Here is a 20,618-nt window from a genome sequence, read left to right on the forward strand (position 1 = left end):
AACATTAATAACCTGATAATAAAGATAAAAGATAATGAGAAGACTGATTACTAATCTGCTGCTGGCATTATTATGCTTGGCGTCTCCCCTTTTGGCGCAGGACATGCGCATGGATACTTATTGTAATCCGCTGAATGTAGACTATACCTATATGATATACAATTCTTCGAAAGATATCTCCTACCGCTCGGGTGCCGACCCTGCCGTAGTAGAGTTTCGTGGAGAATATTATATGTTCGTTACCCGTACGCACGGCTACTGGCATTCTACGGATTTGCAAAACTGGAATTTTATCAATCCGGGGGAAAACTGGTATCCACAAGGTTGTAACGCTCCGGCGGCACATAACTACAAGGATTCAGTACTTTATGTCTGTGGCGATCCTTCGGGTGTGATGAGTGTGCTTTATACCGACAACCCCAAGTCGGGTAACTGGAAAGCCACTCCTGCCATCATCACCAACTTGCAAGACCCTGACCTTTTTCTTGATGATGACGGCAGTGCTTACATGTTCTGGGGCTCTTCCAACAAGTGGCCCATTCGCGGCATGAAGCTCAACAAGAACCATCGTTTCATACAAGAAGGCGAGAAGCTGGAACTTTTCAATCTCGACCCAGAGAAACATGGTTGGGAACGTTTTGGAGAAAATCATGCCGATACCGTGCTGGGCGGCTATATCGAAGGACCGTGGTTGACAAAGCACAACGGGAGGTATTACATGCAATATGCCGCTCCGGGCACTCAGTTCAATGTATATGCCGATGGTGTATATGTGGCCGACCATCCGATGGGACCTTATACCTATCAGAAACATAACCCCATTTCCTATAAGCCTGGCGGTTATATCAACGGTGCCGGTCATGGAAGTACGGTGCTCGGACCGGGTGGGCAATACTGGCATTTCGGTTCCATGGCTCTGCCCATTAATATGCACTGGGAACGCCGTCTCTGCATGTTCCCTACTTATTTTGACGAAGACGGCATCATGTATTGCGACACCCGTTTTGGTGATTATCCCCGTTATGCGCCTACTGTGCCTGGAAAGAAGGGTGAGTTCCGCGGCTGGATGCTTCTTTCTTACAACAAGCCTGCCAGATGTTCTTCGGCTGTAGAAGGTCATACTGCTGCCGGATTGACGGACGAGAATTGCAAGACTTATTGGCTGGCTTCTTCCAACGATGAAACACAGTGGGTGGAGATAGACCTTCAGGCACCTGCCACTGTAAACGCTATTCAGGTGAATTACAACGATTATAAGAGTGACATGTATGGCCGTTATCCCGGCCTACGCCACCGTTATACCATCGAAGGTTCTGTGGACGGCATCAACTGGACGCGCCTCGTCAACCGCAGCAATAGTTTCAAGGATACTCCGCACGATTACGTGGAATTGGAAACCCCTGCTCGGGTACGTTATGTACGTTACAAAAACATTCATGTTCCTACACCGCACCTTTCCATTTCTGCCATCCGTATTTTCGGTCTGGGCGAAGGTAAGGCGCCTGCTCAAGTGAAGACATTTGACCCTCACCGTCACGAAGATCGTCGTGACATCACGCTGACTTGGAAACCGGTGAAAGGTGCACAAGGATACAACATCCTTTGGGGTATTGCGCCGGACAAGCTTTACAGTTCTTGGATGGTGTATGGTGACGAGTGTAGGCATCTGATGAAATGTCTCTCTACCGACCAGGAATATTATTTTGCTATCGAAGCTTTCAATGAAAGCGGTGTATCTCAAATTTCTGCCGTTAAAGAAGTGAGATAATGTGTTGTAAAATGAGGGTGTGCCATCAACCGTTTTGACACACCCTCATTTGTCGTTTTATGTGTATTTTGTTTATTGTCAGCTTAATAAAACTATGGATAAAAAGTCGTATTGCATCGCTTGGTTGATGTTGTTGTTCGTCGGTTCATTACATGCACAATATCGTACTACTACCTACTGTAACCCTCTTAATCTGGACTATACTTATCCTTTTCACAATTCCCATTTGGGCAAGTCCTATCGTTCGGGTGCCGACCCTGCTGTAGTGGAGTTTCGGGGGGAGTATTATATGTTCGTTACCCGTTCCTGGGGTTACTGGCATTCCAAGGACTTGCTGAATTGGGACTTTATTACTCCCGAAAAATGGTATTTCGAAGGTTGCAATGCTCCTGCTGCCCATAATTATAAAGATTCCGTACTCTATGTTTGTGGGAATCCATCCGGAGCCATGAGCATACTTTATACCGATAATCCCAAACGGGGGGACTGGAAGGCAGTGCCATCGGTACTCCACGACCTTCAGGATCCTGCCCTTTTCATTGATGATGATGAACGTGCTTATATGTATTGGGGGTCTTCCAACCGTTGGCCTATCCGTGGTAAGGAACTTGATATGAAGAATAAATTCCTGCCGATAGCGAAAAAGCCGGATTCACTGCTCTTTCTCCGTCCTGACATTCATGGGTGGGAACGTTTTGGCGAAAATCATACCAGTGACATCAAGCCATTCATCGAGGGTGCGTGGATGACGAAACACAATGGGAAATATTATTTGCAATATGCCGCTCCGGGCACTCAGTTCAATGTGTATGGTGACGGTGTTTATGTAGGAAAATCTCCTTTGGGTCCCTTTCAGTATGCGGCTCATAATCCGTTCTGCTACAAGCCGGGAGGATTTGCTACCGGTGCCGGGCATGGAAGTACGGTTTGTGGTCCGGGAGGAATATACTGGCATTTCGGTACAATCCATCTGTCCATTAATTATAAGTTTGAGCGTAGGTTATGTATGTTTCCTACATTTTTTGATGAAGACGGTGTGATGTACTCTGATACTTACTTCGGTGACTATCCTCACTATTCTCCCGACCAGGTTTCGCGACAGACGACAAGCGGTGGTTTCCGGGGCTGGATGTTGCTTTCTTATGGCAAACCCGTGAAGGCTTCTTCGCAATTGGAAAGTTATCCGGTGGAAAATGTGACGGACGAGAACTTGAAAACCTTCTGGGTGGCCGGAAAAAATGACGATAAGCAATGGGTGGAGATAGACCTTGAAGAAGTGAGTGACGTGTATGCCTTGCAACTGAATTTCTTTGACTATGAGGAAACCGGATTTTGGGGACGTATGCCAAACCTCCGGCAACGCTATCTTGTAGAAGCTTCGGTGGATGGTGCCCGTTGGCGGGTATTGGTGGACTATCGCAACAGTTTCCGTGATGCCCCTCATAATTACATAGAACTGGATCAACCGATAGAAGCACGCTATATTCGTTATCGCCACCATTACGTGCCGGGCAAGAATCTGGCAATGGGGGATATTCGCGTGTTCGGTTTGGGACGTGGGAAAAAACCGGCTACGGTAAAAGGTTTTACGGTAGTGCGTGAAGCGGACGAACGTAATGCCCGCATTTCTTGGAAAGCGGTGAAGGGTGCGCAAGGCTATAATGTATTGTGGGGTGTTGCTCCTGATAAATTGTATAGTTCGTGGATGGTATATGGCGATAATTCATTAGACTTACGTGCCCTCACGGTGGGACAAAAATATTATTTTGCCATCGAATCGTTTAATGAAAATGGTATTTCGCAACGTGTCTTTCTTCGAGAGGCGCACTGATTGTATAAAATGAACAGTAATGAAACAGATAATACACTCTTTTTTATATGGTAGTGCCGTTTGGGCTGCTTGTACTGTATCGCAGGAGGTCAAGGCCGGTGGGATCCCTGTCTCTACCACAGAGGATGGAGATGCTGTTAGCCCAAACATTGTTTGTGTGGTATGTGAAGACATCGGTCCTTGGCTGCACTGTTTCGGTGACAGTGTGGCAGTGACTCCGACTATTGACGCCCTTGCGGCAGAGGGTATACGCTATACCAGCATTTATGGGACAGTGGGTGTTAGTGCTCCTTCGCGTGCGGCACTTATTACGGGAATGTATCCCACGCATATCAATGCCAACTATATGCGTACGCAAGGGGGGCAGATTGCACGTCCACCGGCGGTAACCGGTTACGATATTGTGTTACCCGAGGGAATAAAGTGCTATACCGAGCTGTTGCGTGCCGCTGGCTATTATTGTACGAACAACCCGAAAACCGACTATCAGTTTCTACCGCCTTTGACCGCTTGGGACGAATGTGGCAGGCAGGCGCATTGGCGCAACCGTCCTAAAGGGATGCCTTTTTTCGCTATATTCAATACCCTTGCCTCGCATGAGCAAAAGGTGTGGGAAAGTGCGAAGGATACGCTTTACGTCTCTCCCGACGATGTGGTGTTGCCACCCTATTATCCTGAGGACAGCATTGTGCGCCGCGATATTGCTGTCATGTACAGCAATATTTACCGCATGGATTGTTTTGTCCGCCAGATGATTGATGAATTGAGGGCGGCAGGCGAGTGGGATAATACCATTCTTATCTTTTATTCGGATAATGGTGGACCGCTTCCTCGGCAGAAACGTGAAATAACAGAGGTTGGTACCCATATTCCTCTCATTATCCGTTATCCGGACGGACGGTTGGCCGGCAGTATTGATGATGGACTTCGCAGTGTCATTGACATTCCACCAACGATTCTTTCATTGGCGGGTATCAAGCCTCCTGCCTATATGGATGGCAAGGCATTTGCTGGGAAATATGCTTCGCCATCGCGGCGCTATGTTTTTGCCGCACGTGACCGTATGGATAAGTGTTATGACCAGCAGGGGGGCGTACGTGACCGCCGTTATCGTTATATCTGTAATTATACTCCCAATCAGCCCGGCTATCAGCCGGTAGGATTTCGTCTGAACATGCCGATGATGCGCCGTATGCTTCAACTCCATGAAGAAGGCGCGCTCGATGAGAATCAGGAAAGCTGGTTTGTTTGGCCCCGTCCGCGTGAAGAGTTCTATGATTTGGAGAAAGACCCTCATGAGATGTGCAATCTGATTAATGATCCGGCTTACCGGAAATACATTGACCGTTTGCGGAAGGTGTATCGGCAGTGGGAAAGGAAATATTGGCAATGTCGTCCGCTGACAGAACCGGAAATAGTACAAACTATGTGGCCGGACGGTGTACAGCCGCTCGTGTCAGCTCCGCAGATTGTACAAAAGGGGGGGCAGGTTAAGCTGGAGTGTTCCACTCCTGGAGTCTCTTATGCCTATCAGTTGAATGGTCGGGGACGGAATGGAGAGAAACATTGGAATCTATATGTTGAGCCGTTTGTTGTCCATAAGGGAGACCGGGTGGCAGTGCAGGCTTTCCGGGTGGGATATAAGAAGAGTGAGATAGTAGACTTTTTAATTGAACATTAATTTTGTAGGATATGAAGAATACAGTTTGTACAGCCTTGATGCTGTTGATGTCTGTGTGTATGTATGCGCAGGAGTTGTATGGAGAGTATGAAAAGAAAGTGTATGTCTCTTCGCAGGGAGATTCGTTGAAGTACCGTTTGCTGCGTCCCGAAGCAGAAAAGGCAGGGAAGAAATATCCGTTGGTGCTTTTTCTGCATGGTGCGGGCGAACGAGGAGATGATAATCAGAAGCAATTGGTGCATGGTGGGCAGATGTGGCTCAATCCGGTGAACAGAGAGGAATATCCGGCTTTTGTATTGGCTCCCCAGTGTCCTAAGGAAGATTATTGGGCTTATGTGGGTCGTCCCAAGTCGTTTGTACCTGGAGAAATGCCCGAGGTACAGGAGCCTACGCGTATATTCCGCACATTGAAGGAGTTGCTGGATACCTATTTGGCTATGCCCCAGGTGGATAAAGACCGGATTTATGTGATGGGACTTTCCATGGGCGGTATGGGGACGTTTGATTTGGCGATACGTTATCCCGAAGTTTTTGCCGCAGCCGTTCCCATCTGCGGTATTGTGAATCCGGCAAGGCTTTCTGCCGCCAAAGACGTGAAGTTCCGTATTTATCACGGAGATGCCGATAACATTGTTCCGGTAGAAGGTTCGCGTCAGGCTTACAAGGCCTTGAAGGCTGCTGGTGCCGATGTTGAGTATATCGAATTCCCCGGAGTCAATCATGGCAGCTGGACACCGGCGTTCAATGATTCTGAGTTTATGGGTTGGCTGTTTAATCAGAAGAAAAAATGATGAGGATATTGTCTGTTATCGGAGCGCTCTTTTTAGGGGGCGCTTTTTTTACTTCTTGCACCACTTCTGGTAGGGTAAGTACTTTTGTGGTCTTACCGGATACGCAGACTTATCTGGAACAATGTCCGGAGGTCTTTGATTCGCAAGTGGACTGGTTGGTTGCCAACCGTAAGAAAATAGATGCCGTGTTCCAAGTGGGAGATTTGACACAAGATAATTCTCCGGTGGAATGGGCGTATATGCAGAAAGCTTTTCATCGTATCAGCCAAGCGGGAATACCTTATTCTGTCGTGTGGGGAAATCATGATATTGGCAGTAAGCCCGGCAAGTTTTCGGACGTGCATAACACTGCAATGGCCAACAAGTATTTCCCTCTTTCTGACTATAAGCAGAAGAGTTATTGGGGAGGCAGTGCGGATGGAAAGACATTGGATAACTATTACATAAACCTTAGGTCGGGCGATACCGATTGGCTGGTCTTGAATCTGGAATTCGGACCTTCCGATGAGGCTCTGCAATGGGCCGATTCCATAGTGGGTATTCATCCGGATAAGCTTGTCATATTGAATACACACGCCTATTTGTATTGTGACAGTACGTTGCATGACGGGAAAGACTGGTGGCGTCCTCAAGGATATGGCATCGGCAAAGAGCCCGGGCGCACAGTGAACGATGGCGCTGGAATCTGGAAGAAATTGCTTCTCAGACATCGCAATGTGATAGCTGTCTTTTGTGGGCATGTCTTGAAAAGCGGAGTTGGCACGCTGGTCTCTATAGGGAAAGAGGGGAATAAAGTGTATCAGATGCTGGCAAACTATCAGCGTGGTGTGGAAGGCAGTAAATTGGGAGGTGAGGGCTACTTACGCATTGTAACTTTTAACCGGAAGACAAGGGAGATAGATGTGAAGACCTATTCGACTTGGAATAAAGCCTATCACCCCTCCGAACATCATAACTTTAAGTTCAGAGAGGTGGACTTTGACGAATATCTGCGCTGAGACTTAAGTCCTTTCAGCGTAATCTCCGTTACTTTTTATCAGTTCTATCAGCTTTTCTACCGCCTCTTCTTCGGGAATGTTCTTTTCGATGCACTCCTTCTTCTTGTAGAGGCTGATTTTGCCTCGTCCGGCGCCTACATAGCCATAATCAGCATCGGCCATTTCTCCGGGGCCGTTGACAATGCATCCCATGATTCCTATCTTGAGTCCTTTCAGATGGCCGGTGGCTGCCTTGATACGGGCAATGGTACTTTCCAGATCGTAGAGGGTGCGTCCGCAGCCGGGACAAGAGATGTATTCGGTCTTGCTGGTACGTACACGTCCGGCTTGCAGGATGCCGAAGGCGGTGGCATCCACTACTTTGCCGCTTATGGTTTCTCCCTGGTTGAAGAGAAGGATACCGTCACACAGACCGTCGAAGATGAGTGCTCCCATATCTGCAGCCGCTTTGATTTGCAGATTTTCCAGTTCGCTCTCTGCGTAGTGCTCAAAGAAGACTACCGGGTTTTTTAGGCCTTCCTTCATCATCTGGTGTACTAGAGCGCGTTGTTCGCCCAACCGGTTGGGGTGATTGCTTTGCGAAACCAATACGACTTCCGGATGATACTTCAGGCAGGCGATGGCTTCGTCATTCAGCCCCATATACGTGATGAAGAGGAATTTCAAAGAAGCGCCGCAGCTGCTTAGGAAAGGAAGCTGGTCTCCTTTAAAGGCGGGCCAGGCATTGTCCGGTTTTGTCTCGCTGTTGCTTTGTTCCATCCAGACATCGGCATCGATGATGCATTGCATGCCTTCCGGAAGTTGTTTAGGGATGGAACGTCCCGTATAGATATAGTCCGGCACGAATTGCGGATTGAAGTCCATGTCCCCGTCCAGGCGTGCGGCAATGACCACGGGCAGATTGTCTCCGCCGATATTGTGTACGGCGGCAGTCTCGCGGCGGGTGGGAGAGAGATAATTGAATTCCGGCACATCTGCTCCGGGGATATAAGGATGGTCGTGGCGCTGCACGATATAGTCCACCAATTTGCGGGCTACGGGGATTTCCGCCTCCGGAGCTTCGCTCAGGGAAACCCGGATGGTGTCACCCAAGCCGTCTGCCAGCAGGGCGCCGATGCCCAAGGCCGATTTGATGCGTCCGTCTTCTCCGTCTCCGGCTTCCGTTACACCGAGATGCAGCGGGAATCGCATACCTTCCTGCTCCATGACGGCTGCCAGCAAGCGTACTGTCTTTACCATGACCACTGTATTGGATGCCTTGATGGAAATGACCACATCCGTGAAATTCTCTTGTACGCAGATGCGCAGAAACTCCATACAAGATTCCACCATGCCTTCCGGTGTATCGCCATAGCGCGACATGATGCGGTCGGATAATGAACCGTGGTTCACGCCGATGCGGATGGCAGTATGGTTCTCCTTGCAGATATTAAGGAAGGGGACAAAGCGGTCGTGTATCTTCTGCAACTCCTGAGCATACTCTTCATCGGTATACTCCAAATGTTTGAAAGTACGTGCTGCATCCACATAGTTTCCCGGATTGATGCGTACTTTTTCTACATACTGTGCTGCCACGTCCGCTACCTTCGGGTTGAAGTGAATGTCGGCCACAAGCGGCACCATATATCCGTCCTGGCGTAGGCCTATGTTGATATTCATCAGGTTTTCAGCCTCTTTGATGCCTTGGGCCGTGAGGCGTACATACTCTCCTCCGGCGTCGACAATACGTTTGGCTTGCGCCACACTGGCTTCTGTGTCCTGCGTAGCGGTGTTCGTCATACTTTGTATGCGGATAGGATTGGAGCCGCCCATAGGGGTGGCTCCGATGTTTACTTCTGATGTTTCCCGTCGGGAATAGTTGAATAAATCCACGGTAATAAGTGATTAGCGTTTAGTGATAAGTGATTAGTGATAAGGGATAAGTGACTATATCTCATCTTACTAATCCCTTATCCTTAATCCCTAATCCCTCAATTAGTCTTGTGTTCGTACTTCACTTCCTTCAAGTCCTCATTTGCCTTGACTATTTTCTTTTTCAGCCCTTCTTTATAGGCGGCGAATGTTTCAGCCAATGAGGAATCGCTCAATGCCAGCATCTGTACGGCAAGGATGGCAGCGTTCATGGCACCATTAATGGCAACGGTGGCTACTGGTATGCCCGGAGGCATCTGGATGATGGAGTAGAGTGCGTCTACGCCATCGAGTGCGGACCCTTTTACGGGAACCCCGATTACCGGCAGTGTGGTGTTGGCAGCAATGACGCCGGGCAGGGCGGCAGCCATACCGGCAGCGGCAATAATCACTTTAATGCCGCGTTGGCGGGCATTCTTGGCAAATTCCTCCACTGCTTCCGGTGTGCGGTGAGCAGAGAGAGCGTTCATTTCGAACGGTACATGCAGGTCATTGAGCAATTGCGCGGCCTTCTCCATAACGGGGAGGTCGGAAGTGCTGCCCATGATGATGCTAACGATTGGAGACATGAATCATTAAATTATTAAAGGGTTAATTTTATAAGGGTTAGGGATTAACGATTAGGGGTTAGGGACTGCGCTATCATTCCATCCGGTGTTAATCGCTAACCCCTAATCCCTAATCTTTTCATTTCATTTCATTCGTTTATCAGCGCTTTGTAGGCTTCGGCATCCAGCAGGCTGTCGAAGTCGGCATCAGCGGCGGGTTTGATTTTGATGAGCCAGCCTTCGCCGTATGGGTCCTGGTTTACCAGTTCCGGCTGGTCGGCAAGGGCTTCGTTTTGCTCCAGAATCTCACCGGTTACGGGCAGGAAGAGGTCTGATATGGTTTTTACTACTTCGATGGTACCGAACACTTCGTCGGCAGCCAATGTTTCACCTTCGGTCGGGATGTCGACAAACACAATGTCACCCAGTTGCTCTTGTGCATAATCGGTAATACCTACATAGGCTACATCACCTTCCAGGCGAATCCATTCGTGTTCTTTGGTGTACTTTACATTAGTCGGGAAGTTCATGATCATTAGTTTTTAAGGGTTGATACTATGTAAATTAAAAGTTGAAAATTAAAAATTAAACAAGGCTCTTAAAAGAGGAAGATTCGGAACAGTATGTTGCTCAGCGGGTGGAGTACCAGCAACGAGCAGATAAGCCCTACGGCAAAGCCTCCCATAACTTCGCCCAGTGTGTGGTGTCGCAGGATGATGCGGGCGGTGCCCAGCACGCCAGCCACCAGTATAAAGAGGCATAGCCACCATACGGGATTGTAGCTGAACAAGGCGCTGAAAGCTACCAGTCCGCCAATTACGGCTCCGGCGCCTGCCATGTGTTCGCTCAGTTTCCATTTTAAGTTGACAATGACGCAGATTATCATCACTACCAGGGCGGAGAGTATGATACCGGTCATGTACCACGGGATATTGAGCCGGTGCATCATGAGCAGGCAGAATACATAAGAAGTGATGGTCAGAATAAAGGGAATGTATCTCCTTTTTCGTTCCACCAGTTCTTCCGGACTGAAACCGTTGATTTTGCGGAAGATGAAGATAGTCAGTGTAGGCATCAGGATGGTGAAGCAATACACCACGCCCAATACTATCAACTTGTACTGCAACGGCATGATGCGCAGGTACGAGAATATAAACAGAACCAGAAATGCCAGGAAAGGGATGGAGAACGGTGTGAATACCGCCGAAATCACTTTCGCTGTTCTGATTAAAGTTTTATCTGCTATAATATGCTCTTCCACAACCTAATTTTATTTACGATTTGACTATTTACAATTTACTATTTGAATGCACTAATCTTTAAACCTTAATCCCTAATCGCTCATCCTTTTCTCTCATCTTCTCAGTCTTGCCACGGGGATATTCATCTGTTGGCGATACTTTGCCACCGTGCGGCGGGCTATGGGATAGCCTTTCTCCTTCAGCAGCTCGGTCAGTTCGTCATCGGTCAGAGGCTTTTTCTTGTCCTCGTTGTCAATGCACTCTTTGAGTATCTTGCGTATTTCGCGTACAGACATCTCTTCGCCGTCTTCGGTTGTGTAGCCGTCGTTGAAGAAGAATTTCAGCGGGTAGATGCCGTAGTTGGTCTGTACATACTTGCTGTTACTCACACGGGAGATGGTCGAGATGTCCAACCCGGTACGTTCGGCAACATCTTTCAGAATCATGGGGCGGAGCAATGACTCGTCTCCTTCGAGGAAGAAAGGACGTTGCAGGTCTATGATGGCCTGCATGGTAGTCATCAGCGTATTCTGGCGTTGCTTCACGGCATCGATGAAACCTTGTGCGGCATCCATTTTTTGTTTGAGGAACATCATGGCTTCACGGGATTCCTTAGACTGGTTGGCCCGGTTCTTGGTGTGTTCTTCCACCATCTCGGTGAAGTCGCGGCTCATGCGCAGTTCCGGCACGTTGCGGTTGTTCAGTGTCACGTTGATGGTACCGTCGTCATAAGTGTCTACCAGGAAGTCGGGCACAATCTGCTGCATGTTCTTGCCGATGGCTTCGCCGAGCGAGGCACCGGGACGGGGATTCAGCTTGCAGATTTCCTTAACGGCTTGTTGCAGGGTATCTTCGCTGATACCTAATTTCTGCATAATCTTGTCCCAATGCTTGCGGGTGAACTCTTCGTAGCACTGGGTAAGAATATCTTCTTCTATATAGTATTGTGGAGGCGAGGGCATGGGCCGTTGCGCTTCCTTACGTCGAATCTGGATGAGCAGGCACTCTTGTAGGGTGCGGGCGCCCAGACCGGCGGGGTCGAAGTCTTGTATAATCTTCAATACTTCTTCCAGCTCTTCGGGAGAAGCGTCGATACCGGCGTAGATGGCGAGTTCGTCGCTGATGCTGTCCAATGATTTGCGCAGCAGGCCATCGTCGTCCAGCGAGCCGATGAGATATTCGGCCAGTTCGCGCTGGTGCGGAGTCAAGTCCTGCTCGCCGAGCTGCTGGCGCAAGGTTTCATAGAAGGAGGTGGCGTCGGAGAAAGGAATTTCTTCTGCCTGCTCCCCTTTGCTGCGGTTGTTCTCCTGCAGCTTGTAGTCGGGGATATCGTCTTCGTTCAGATAATCGCTTAAAGAATCATAGCTAGTGTCTCCACCATCTTCTGAGCCGGTTTCCGCATCGGGTGTGTCGGGGTATTCGTCGCCGGGAGTATCCTCCTTACCCTCTTCCAGTGCCGGATTTTCCAGAAGTTCGGCACGTACGCGGTCCTCTAGTTCCACGGCGGGAAGTTCCAGCAGCTTTACCACCAGAATTTGTTGCGGCGACAGCGTTTGTATCTGCTGTTGCGCTTGGGTCTGTACTTGTCGGGAGCCTTGTGCCATATTTTTATAAATTATTCAATGCACTCATTGTGCATCTTCTTTCAGATATTTACCGCAAAAATAGTGAATAGTTCGATAACACGAAACCTCTCTGATGATATTTAACAAGAAAAGAGAAAACAAGCTTTTGCCAACGCGGTGGCAAAACTTTGCCAAAGGCTTGAAAAACGTTGGCAAAATAGTCTTCTGATTATGAACTATATAGATTAATCTCCTTTTTGTATTATCTTCTTTCAAAGATTATCTATATCTTTGTCCTATAACTACTAAAACAAGGAATGTTATGTTTGCTAAAGAAACGTATGTGCAGCGCAGGGCCCAGCTGAAAAAAACGATAGGCTCCGGAGTGTTACTGTTTTTGGGTAACGATGAACAAGGTTTGAACTATGAGGACAATACTTTTCGTTACCGCCAGGATTCCACTTTTCTCTACTATTTTGGCTTGTCGTTTGCCGGGCTGTCAGCTCTCATCGACATAGATGAAGATAAAGAAATCATTTTTGGCGATGAGCTGACCATCGACCATATTGTCTGGATGGGTACCCAGCCCACCCTTCACGAAAAGGCTTCTGCTGTGGGAATTTCCGAAACCCGTCCTTTTGCCGACATCGTCGGTTATCTGCACAAGGCTGTACAGAAGGGACAGACCATCCATTATTTGCCCCCTTATCGTGCCGAGCATAAGTTGAAACTGATGGACTGGCTGGGTGTTCCTCCGGCACGTCAGGAAGGGTCTGTGCCGTTTATCCGTGCGGTGGTGGCACAGCGCAACTACAAGTCGGCAGAAGAAATAGCGGAAATAGAAAAGGCATGCGACGTGACTGCTGACATGCACATCACCGCAATGAAGGTGCTTCGTCCGGGCATGTACGAATACGAGGTTGTGGCCGAAATGAACCGTATCGCCGAGATGAACAACTGCGAGCTGTCTTTTGCCACGATTGCTACTGTCAACGGCCAGACCCTGCATAACCACTATCACGGCAACCGGGTGCAACCGGGAGACCTCTTCTTGATTGATGCCGGCGCCGAGCTGCCTTCGGGTTACTGTGGTGACATGTCGTCTACCGTGCCGGCGGACAAGACTTTTACTCCACGCCAGCGTGCCGTTTACGAAATCCAGAACGCCATGCATCTGGAGTCTGTTAAAGCGCTTCGCCCGGGCATTCCCTATATGAAGGTGTACGAGCTTTCCGCCCAAGTGATGGTGGAGGGGCTGAAAGAGCTGGGGTTGATGAAGGGCAATGCCGAAGATGCCGTGCGCGAAGGGGCGCATGCCTTGTTTTATCCCCATGGACTGGGTCATATGATGGGGTTGGATGTGCACGATATGGAGAACCTGGGTGAGCTCTGGGTAGGCTATGACGGTCAGCCCAAGAGTACGCAGTTCGGCCGCAAGAGCCAGCGTCTTGCCATCCCTCTGGAACCGGGCTTTGTGCATACGGTTGAGCCGGGCATCTACTTCATCCCCGAGCTGATTGACTTATGGAAAGGAGAGAAGAAGTTCATGGACTTCATCAACTACGATAAGGTGGAAGAATACCGCAATTTCGGCGGCATCCGTAATGAGGAGGATTATCTGATTACCGAAACGGGAGCACGTCGCTTGGGCAAGAAAATTCCGTTGACACCGGAAGAGGTGGAAGCGTTGCGTTGACAACCACATCCTTAATATACACAGAGAGCCGTTTGTCCCGATAATGCCGGTGGCAAGCGGCTCTCAAATTTAGGGGTCATACAGATTGTATTATGTATGGTTTATGCGTGCAGTTCCAGTACGAACCGTGCTCCCTTGTTGTAGCTGCTGTCTAGTGTCAAGCTGCCGTTCATCTTGGTGGCAATCAGTGAGCAGATGGGGAGTCCCAGGCCGTCGCCTTGCGTCAGGTCTTTCACTTCGGTGAAAGGCTTGAAGATGTTTTCGCGTTGCTCCTCGGGGATACCGCAACCGGTGTCGCTGATGATGAACTGGTGGGTGTGCGCACCGCGTTTCTTGAAGTCCAGCCATATTTTTCCTCCGGCAGGGGTGTACTCGGCGGCGTTTTCCAACAAATGCAGCAAGACGCGTTCCAGTTGCTCAGGGTTGATTTTCACATTCAATTTGGGGGCATTCACGGTCAGGGTGACATCTTCTTGTGTCATTCCTTTGATTTTGTCCATGATGCCTTCACAGAAAGTGGAGATATTCTTCTCCTGCACTTCGTAGGGTTCGGACAAGGTGGTTTCCAATTCGGACAGTTCCTGGATATGGTTGGAGAATGCATGCAGGGCTTTTACGCCCGGCAGTGAGGCGTCGAGCGTGTCCAGTGTCGGTTCCATTTGGGCGGAAATGTTCTGGATAAATTTGGTTTTCAGCTCATTGTGCTCATTAGCAATGCTGATGGCCTTCTTCTGTTTACGGGTGAGGATGATGAAACGCAGCAATACGATGGCGCCGAATACCAGTGCGGCGGCAAGGATGGCGGCGAGTATGCAAAGCCCGATGATGATGTACTGCTTGGCGCTTAGGGAATCATCTTTCTCCTGGATAGTGGCCAGGCTTTCATCGTATTTCTTCTTCAGGGCGTTCAGTTCCTCTTGGGCGGTAAGCGCCTTTACGGAGTCGGTCCATAGGATGTACTTGTCGTAGGTGCGTGCCACCAGTCCGGCATTGTTTGCTTTGCGGGCGATACTGATAAGAGTCTTGTAGCATTCGTCTACTTTGGCGTAGTTCTTCTGTTCCTTATATTGCCCTATCAGGCGGTTGGTAGCCGCATCACCTTGTGTGTTCATGCCGAAGGTGTAGTAATAGTTGGCCTGCGTATAAAGCAGGTCGTTGCTCAGAGAGTCGTTGTGAGAGGCTTTGGCGGTCTCTTCCAGTTTGGTCAGCTGTTCCTTGGCGCGTGCGGGATTTTTCAGGTTGATGTACATCTGCAGGCGTTCCTTGTTGATGCGGAAACGTAGGTTGGGCATGGCCTTGCCCGTTTTCTGTTCGCCGGTTGCCACCACTTGCTCGGCACCGCGCAGCAGTTCAAAAGCTTCTTTATAGTAATTCTCCCGATGGTAGAGGGCGCTGGCATTGACGCCGCATTCCACTGCCTGGGCATACTTGTCTTGCGTGGCAAAGGCATTGTAGGCTTGCAGGAATAGATAGCGGGCTTTGATATATTCTTTTTTCGTAAGATTTTCTTGTGCTTGTTTCATCAATTCGTCTGCACGGTTTTGCGCATGGAGTTGAGTAAAGATGCAGAAAGTCGCTAAGAGAAGTATCGAAATAATTTTTTTCATGTGTACGTTTGTTTTATTTGCTCACAAAGTTAGAATAAAAACTTAGTATTTGAAGCTACTGCCTCCTAAAAATTCTCTCAATAAGGATGTCGGTGGAATTTCTTTGTCCTGCACGGGGGTGAAATATTTGATGAATTTCAGCAACCGGTAGGCTTCTGCGTATTCCGGACAGTTCCGTGGAACACTGGTAAGGATGGGCTCTGCGTGGCAGCGGAGCACGGCAAATTCGAACAAGAGGGCGGAGTTGAACATGACATCGGCATTTTCCTGGTAGGGGAATATCCATTTGTCCTCGCCGGCACGTACACTGGGCCAGCGTGAAATGGTCTCTTGTGCCGAGTAGCCGCGGTAGTTGAAGTCGCGGATGATGCGGCGCAGCAGGCGGTTGTCCGTGGTGGGAATCCAGTTGTGGTCGTCCAGCGAGATGGTGGTCAGGGCGGATACATAAATCTTGTATTTGCTGGCGGCGGGAATCTGTGGTGTCAGTTCAGGGTTCAGGGCATGGATTCCTTCCAGGATGAGGATGGTATGCTCGTCGATGCGAAGTTTGTCGCCCTTGTACTCTTTCTTCCCGAGGTTGAAGTTGAAGCGGGGCAGCTCCACTTCTTCGCCACGGAGCAATGCCTGCAGCTGGGTGTTGAAGAGTTCGAGGTCGAGGGCGTAGAGTGATTCGTAGTCGTAGTTTCCGTTTTCGTCGCGTGGGGTGTCTTCACGGTCTACGAAGTAGTTGTCCAGCGAGATGGGATAGGGACGCAGGCCGTTGGTCATCAACTGCACGCTGAGCCGCTTGCTGAAAGTCGTCTTTCCGGAGGACGATGGACCGGAGATGAGTACGAGCTTCACCCGGTTTCCGTTTTCGCCGCGGTGGTAGATGTCGTCAGCTATTTGGGCTATCTTTTTCTCCTGCAGGGCTTCGGCTACGTTGATGAGGTCGGTGGCATGGCCTGTCTCGCAAGCCAGGTTGAAGTCGCCCACGTTACTCAGCCCCATGATGTAGTTCCAGCGCAGGTGTTCCTTGAATACGTCGAGCATCTTCTCCTGTTTCACCACTTCTTCCAGTACATTCGGGTTCTCCTTGTTGGGGATACGCAGCAGCAGGCCGTCGTAATACTTCACGATGTCGAACAGCCAGATGAACCCGGTACTGGGCAGCAGGTTGCCGTAGTAGTAGTCTACGGTGTCGCCCAATGTGTAATAATAGGTATATAGCGAGCCGGAGGTTTCCAGCAGCTTAACCTTGTCGTTCATGCCCCGTTCGCTAAAGATACGCACAGCCTCGGTGGTGTGGCATTCTACACGATGGTAGGGGATGTTTTCGGCGATGATTTCCTGCATCCGTTTCTTGATGGCGGTCACATCTTCCAGCTCTATGGAACGGCCGATGCGCAAGTTACAGAAGTAACCTTTGGATACCGGATGCTCTACGAACAGTTTTCCTTCCGGAAACAGCTCGCTGACAGCTTTGTAAAGAATGAAGCAGAGGGAACGGACATAAGTGCGCATGCCTGAGGAGTCACGTATGTCGAGAAACTCTACATCCTTATTGTTGTATACACGGAAATTCAGTCCTTCGGAACGGTTGTTGACTTTTGCACTGACTACCTGATAGGGGAAATTTAGATTAAAACCGTAATAAATATCCAAAAGTGAGCTCCCTATAGGGAATTCTTTAGAAATATTATTATTTTTGCAACAAATTTGTAACATGTGTTTCATGATGTCTCGTTTTTAGTGGGTTGACACGTTAAATATAGGACATTATAACACGTGAAGGAATGAAACACCTTAAATAATTAAAGATGGAATATTCTTTTTATGATTTTTTAAAGCTACTCGGCTCATTGGCACTGTTTCTTTACGGAATGAAGATTATGAGTGAGGGGCTTCAAAAATTTGCCGGTGACAGACTGCGGAAAATATTGACCGCAATGACAACCAACAGAGTGACCGGTGTGTTGACGGGCGTGCTGATTACAGCACTTGTACAATCTTCCTCTGCAACCACGGTGATGGTTGTAAGTTTTGTCAATGCGGGGTTGTTAACGCTTTCACAGTCCATAGGTGTCATAATGGGTGCTAATATCGGTACGACTGTTACGGCATGGATTATTTCAGCTTTAGGTTTCAAGGTGGACATTGCCGCCTTTGCTCTTCCTCTTCTTGCTTTCGGCATTCCTCTCCTCTTCTCTCAAAAAAGTAACCGCAAGTCTGTCGGTGAATTTATTTTCGGTTTCTCATTCTTGTTCATGGGGCTTTCCTATTTGAAAAACAATGCTCCTGACTTGAGCCAAAATCCTGATATGCTGTCATTTGTGCAGGACTATACCGACATGGGCTTTATCTCCATACTCCTTTTTGTGGGTATCGGTACGGTGTTGACCATGATTGTGCAGGCATCTGCGGCAACTATGGCCATTACGCTTATTATGTGCGCCAACGGCTGGATTAGTTTCGAATTGGGGGCAGCACTGGTTTTGGGAGAGAATATCGGTACAACCATCACGGCAAACCTTGCGGCGCTGACCGGTAATACGCAGGCGAGGAGGGCTGCTTTGGCTCATTTGGTATTCAATGTGTTTGGTGTGATATGGGTGTTGTGTCTTTTCACCCCCTTTACCGAGGCTGTGTCATGGTTCGTAGAGAACGTGATGGGTACTAAAGATCCGGCTGTGGCCGTATCCTTCAAGCTTTCGGCATTCCATACTTGCTTCAATATCTGCAACGTGCTGATATTGATATGGTTCGTGAAGTTTATCGAACGTACGGTCTGTGCCATTATTCCAATGAAGGAGCAGGACGAGGAATATCGCTTGCGTTTTATCTCGGGCGGTATGCTTTCTACGGCAGAGCTGTCCATCCTGCAGGCAAGCAAGGAAATACATCTCTTTGCCGAACGTACCCGCCGTATGTTCGGAATGGTGCAGGACTTGCTGCATACGGAGAAGGATGATGATTTCAACAAAGTGTTCAGCCGTGTGGAGAAGTACGAGAATATCAGTGACAGCATGGAGCTGGAGATTGCCAATTATCTGAATCAAGTGTCCGAAGGGCGCCTGAGTTCGGAGAGTAAGTTGCAGATACGTGCCATGCTGCGTGAAGTGACGGAGATAGAGAGCATCGGCGACAGCTGCTATAACCTGGCACGTACCATCAACCGCAAGCGCCAGACCAATCAGGATTTCACCGAGAAGCAGTACGAGCATATTCATTTCATGATGAAGCTGACGGATGATGCCTTGGAGCAGATGATTGTCGTGGTGGAACATCCGGAGCATGCAGGCGCGGATGTGAACAAGTCCTTTAATTTGGAGAACGAAATCAATAATTACCGCAATCAGCTGAAGAACCAGAATATTTTGGATGTGAACAACAAGGAATATGATTACCAGATGGGTGTTTACTATATGGACATCATTGCAGAATGTGAAAAGCTGGGCGACTATGTGGTGAATGTAGTGGAGGCTAGCAGCGATATAAAAGAAAAGAAAGCGTCTTAGGACGCTTTCTCAAATTCTTCTTTGCCTACTCCACACAAAGGGCAAACCCAATCTTCGGGAAGGTCTTCGAAAGAGGTTCCCGGTTCTATTCCATTTTCAGGGTCGCCCAGTTCAGGGTCATAGACATAATCGCATACAGTGCAAATGTACTTTTCCATAAATTTCTTTTTTAGGTTTATTCTCCTATAATAACGTTTAAAAGCCCTTTTTGTTTTATTGTTGAACAAAAAAAGTTTATATTTGTTCTCTATTAAAACAACATTTTATGAAAATGACCGACAAGCTGTTCAGGGCGATTATGCGGAATCTGCACGCCTATGTACTGCTGATAAACCGCGACTTCACTGTATTCTACACCAATTACTACGATATTACCGGAGCTGTAAAGCCTGCCGAAACTGGACGGGTGGGAGATATTCTGCGCTGTAACAATGCCTTGTCGGCAGCAGGAGGTTGCGGCACTCACGATTTGTGTGAGCACTGCCCCGTGCGGAATGCCATAGAGAATGCCTTTGTGGTGCAAAAGAACTTCACGGATTTGGCAGCTATTCTGAATCTTAGGGATAGCGAAGGCAGAACTACGGAATGCAATGCTTATGTTTCCGGCGAGTATATGGAGATTGAGGACCGCGACTGCATGGTGATTACCGTGCATGACATTACCCGGCTGAAACAAGTGGAAGCTGAATTGAAACTGGCACGTGAGAAGGCAGAGAATGCCGACCGCTCCAAATCGGTGTTCCTGGCGAATATGAGCCATGAAATCCGTACCCCGCTGAACGCAATTGTCGGATTCTCGGAATTGCTGGCCTCTGCATCGACAGACGAGGAGAAGATACAGTTCCTGGAAATTGTGCAAAGTAACAATGAAATGCTGCAACAGCTGATTGCTGATATTCTGGACCTCTCGAAGATAGAAGCCGGAACATTGGAATTTGTGTTCTCGGATGTGGACATCAACCAGATGATGTTCGATTTGGAACAACAGTTCCGTATGCGGGTGGCCGAGTTGGGTAGTGGAGTGCAGATTGTCCGGGAGGCTTCTGAGAAGGAATATACCATGCATACAGACAGAAACCGGCTTGCACAAGTGGTATCCAATTTTATGACGAATGCCCTGAAGTTCACCCAGGAAGGCAGTATTACCCTCGGATTCAGACCCTATGAGGAAGGTCTCTATTTCTACGTAAAAGACACGGGAACCGGTATTCCCCAGGAAAAGTTGCCACATGTTTTTGAACGTTTCGTCAAGCTGAAGCAGGAAAAGAACGGTACCGGACTGGGACTCTCCATTTGCCAGACCATTGTCCGCAAATTGGGGGGCGAAATAGGCGTGGAATCGGAAGAAGGGGCAGGTTCGACTTTCTGGTTCACATTGCCGTGGGAGCCTGCAACCAGACCGAAACTGGTGAGGGAAAAAGAGAATCAATGACAGTCAATTAATCACTAATCATTATATAGGTATTGTTTTCCCGGATTATTAT

16 protein-coding genes are annotated in these 20,618 nt (G+C 48.7%); 8 read left to right on the forward strand and 8 right to left on the reverse strand.

All coding sequences use genetic code 11. The features are described from left to right. Positions 1–34: 34 nt before the first annotated feature. The 5 genes from DW039_RS07820 (at position 35) to DW039_RS07840 (ending at position 7,069) form a co-directional block, all read left to right on the forward strand. A complete protein-coding gene (locus DW039_RS07820) occupies positions 35–1,768 on the forward strand; it encodes a family 43 glycosylhydrolase (RefSeq protein WP_117704110.1) in 1,734 nt (577 codons plus the stop codon). A gap of 94 nt (positions 1,769–1,862) precedes the next feature. Next, positions 1,863–3,599 (forward strand): family 43 glycosylhydrolase, encoded by a 1,737-nt coding sequence (locus DW039_RS07825; RefSeq protein WP_120381846.1) that lies wholly within the window; start codon positions 1,863–1,865, stop codon positions 3,597–3,599. 19 nt (positions 3,600–3,618) lie between these two features. Then, positions 3,619–5,280 (forward strand): sulfatase, encoded by a 1,662-nt coding sequence (locus DW039_RS07830; RefSeq protein ID WP_057256698.1) that lies wholly within the window; start codon positions 3,619–3,621, stop codon positions 5,278–5,280. A 47-nt stretch (positions 5,281–5,327) separates the two neighbouring features. Beyond that, complete coding sequence (locus DW039_RS07835) at positions 5,328–6,071, forward strand: prolyl oligopeptidase family serine peptidase (RefSeq protein WP_369738710.1); 744 nt, start codon at positions 5,328–5,330, stop codon at positions 6,069–6,071. After that, positions 6,068–7,069: a metallophosphoesterase gene (locus DW039_RS07840; protein WP_117704109.1), complete on the forward strand. Its 1,002-nt coding sequence runs from the start codon at positions 6,068–6,070 to the stop codon at positions 7,067–7,069. The genes DW039_RS07835 and DW039_RS07840 overlap by 4 nt, the downstream gene beginning before the upstream one ends. Positions 7,070–7,072: 3 nt before the next feature. Here DW039_RS07840 and DW039_RS07845 read toward each other — a convergent pair whose 3' ends face one another. From DW039_RS07845 to rpoN, 5 genes are all read right to left on the reverse strand, one after another. After that, positions 7,073–8,941 carry a 4-hydroxy-3-methylbut-2-en-1-yl diphosphate synthase gene (locus DW039_RS07845; protein WP_117963242.1) on the reverse strand — a complete coding sequence of 623 codons (1,869 nt, stop codon included), beginning with the start codon at positions 8,939–8,941 and terminating at the stop codon, positions 7,073–7,075. Positions 8,942–9,039: 98 nt separating this feature from the next. Continuing rightward, entirely contained in the window at positions 9,040–9,549 is a 510-nt protein-coding gene (gene purE, locus DW039_RS07850; RefSeq protein ID WP_120381847.1) for a 5-(carboxyamino)imidazole ribonucleotide mutase, read from the reverse strand. 128 nt (positions 9,550–9,677) lie between these two features. Then, positions 9,678–10,058 carry a glycine cleavage system protein GcvH gene (gene gcvH, locus DW039_RS07855; protein ID WP_005834498.1) on the reverse strand — a complete coding sequence of 127 codons (381 nt, stop codon included), beginning with the start codon at positions 10,056–10,058 and terminating at the stop codon, positions 9,678–9,680. 68 nt (positions 10,059–10,126) lie between these two features. After that, a complete protein-coding gene (locus DW039_RS07860; protein WP_005830565.1) occupies positions 10,127–10,789 on the reverse strand; it encodes a membrane protein in 663 nt (220 codons plus the stop codon). A 93-nt stretch (positions 10,790–10,882) separates the two neighbouring features. Beyond that, positions 10,883–12,373 (reverse strand): RNA polymerase factor sigma-54, encoded by a 1,491-nt coding sequence (gene rpoN, locus DW039_RS07865; RefSeq protein ID WP_005830563.1) that lies wholly within the window; start codon positions 12,371–12,373, stop codon positions 10,883–10,885. A gap of 283 nt (positions 12,374–12,656) precedes the next feature. Here rpoN and DW039_RS07870 point away from each other — a divergent pair, with 283 nt between their 5' ends. Continuing rightward, positions 12,657–14,030 (forward strand): aminopeptidase P family protein, encoded by a 1,374-nt coding sequence (locus DW039_RS07870; protein WP_005830557.1) that lies wholly within the window; start codon positions 12,657–12,659, stop codon positions 14,028–14,030. A gap of 101 nt (positions 14,031–14,131) precedes the next feature. On the opposite strand, the gene DW039_RS07875 is transcribed toward DW039_RS07870, so the two are convergent. Then, positions 14,132–15,637, reverse strand: a complete 1,506-nt coding sequence (locus DW039_RS07875; protein ID WP_005830555.1) for a HAMP domain-containing sensor histidine kinase — start codon at positions 15,635–15,637, stop codon at positions 14,132–14,134. 42 nt (positions 15,638–15,679) lie between these two features. Beyond that, a complete protein-coding gene (locus DW039_RS07880) occupies positions 15,680–17,353 on the reverse strand; it encodes a nucleoside kinase (RefSeq protein WP_005834505.1) in 1,674 nt (557 codons plus the stop codon). An 83-nt stretch (positions 17,354–17,436) separates the two neighbouring features. Here DW039_RS07880 and DW039_RS07885 point away from each other — a divergent pair, with 83 nt between their 5' ends. Next, positions 17,437–19,134 carry a Na/Pi cotransporter family protein gene (locus DW039_RS07885; RefSeq protein ID WP_005834507.1) on the forward strand — a complete coding sequence of 566 codons (1,698 nt, stop codon included), beginning with the start codon at positions 17,437–17,439 and terminating at the stop codon, positions 19,132–19,134. On the opposite strand, the gene rd is transcribed toward DW039_RS07885, so the two are convergent. After that, positions 19,131–19,292: a rubredoxin gene (gene rd, locus DW039_RS07890; RefSeq protein ID WP_005830549.1), complete on the reverse strand. Its 162-nt coding sequence runs from the start codon at positions 19,290–19,292 to the stop codon at positions 19,131–19,133. The two genes, DW039_RS07885 and rd, sit on opposite strands and share 4 nt — an antisense overlap. Positions 19,293–19,399: 107 nt before the next feature. Between rd and DW039_RS07895 the strand changes: the two genes are divergently transcribed. Next, positions 19,400–20,566, forward strand: a complete 1,167-nt coding sequence (locus tag DW039_RS07895; protein WP_117963246.1) for a HAMP domain-containing sensor histidine kinase — start codon at positions 19,400–19,402, stop codon at positions 20,564–20,566. The last annotated feature ends 52 nt before the right edge of the window (positions 20,567–20,618 follow it).

It is taken from the genome of Bacteroides sp. AF39-16AC (genome assembly GCF_003602735.1).
Lineage (GTDB): Bacteria > Bacteroidota > Bacteroidia > Bacteroidales > Bacteroidaceae > Bacteroides > Bacteroides uniformis.

Excerpts from the sequence above, each read along its gene's own strand:
- rpoN (WP_005830563.1), bottom strand. The coding sequence starts at position 12,373 with ATGGCACAAGGCTCCCGACAAGTACAGACCCAAGCGCAACAGCAGATA.
- DW039_RS07825 (WP_120381846.1), top strand. The coding sequence starts at position 1,863 with ATGGATAAAAAGTCGTATTGCATCGCTTGGTTGATGTTGTTGTTCGTC.
- DW039_RS07895 (WP_117963246.1), top strand. The coding sequence starts at position 19,400 with ATGAAAATGACCGACAAGCTGTTCAGGGCGATTATGCGGAATCTGCAC.
- purE (WP_120381847.1), bottom strand. The coding sequence starts at position 9,549 with ATGTCTCCAATCGTTAGCATCATCATGGGCAGCACTTCCGACCTCCCC.
- DW039_RS07830 (WP_057256698.1), top strand. The coding sequence starts at position 3,619 with ATGAAACAGATAATACACTCTTTTTTATATGGTAGTGCCGTTTGGGCT.
- DW039_RS07870 (WP_005830557.1), top strand. The coding sequence starts at position 12,657 with ATGTTTGCTAAAGAAACGTATGTGCAGCGCAGGGCCCAGCTGAAAAAA.
- rd (WP_005830549.1), bottom strand. The coding sequence starts at position 19,292 with ATGGAAAAGTACATTTGCACTGTATGCGATTATGTCTATGACCCTGAA.
- gcvH (WP_005834498.1), bottom strand. The coding sequence starts at position 10,058 with ATGAACTTCCCGACTAATGTAAAGTACACCAAAGAACACGAATGGATT.
- DW039_RS07880 (WP_005834505.1), bottom strand. The coding sequence starts at position 17,353 with ATGAAACACATGTTACAAATTTGTTGCAAAAATAATAATATTTCTAAA.
- DW039_RS07840 (WP_117704109.1), top strand. The coding sequence starts at position 6,068 with ATGATGAGGATATTGTCTGTTATCGGAGCGCTCTTTTTAGGGGGCGCT.
- DW039_RS07885 (WP_005834507.1), top strand. The coding sequence starts at position 17,437 with ATGGAATATTCTTTTTATGATTTTTTAAAGCTACTCGGCTCATTGGCA.
- DW039_RS07875 (WP_005830555.1), bottom strand. The coding sequence starts at position 15,637 with ATGAAAAAAATTATTTCGATACTTCTCTTAGCGACTTTCTGCATCTTT.
- DW039_RS07820 (WP_117704110.1), top strand. The coding sequence starts at position 35 with ATGAGAAGACTGATTACTAATCTGCTGCTGGCATTATTATGCTTGGCG.
- DW039_RS07835 (WP_369738710.1), top strand. The coding sequence starts at position 5,328 with ATGTCTGTGTGTATGTATGCGCAGGAGTTGTATGGAGAGTATGAAAAG.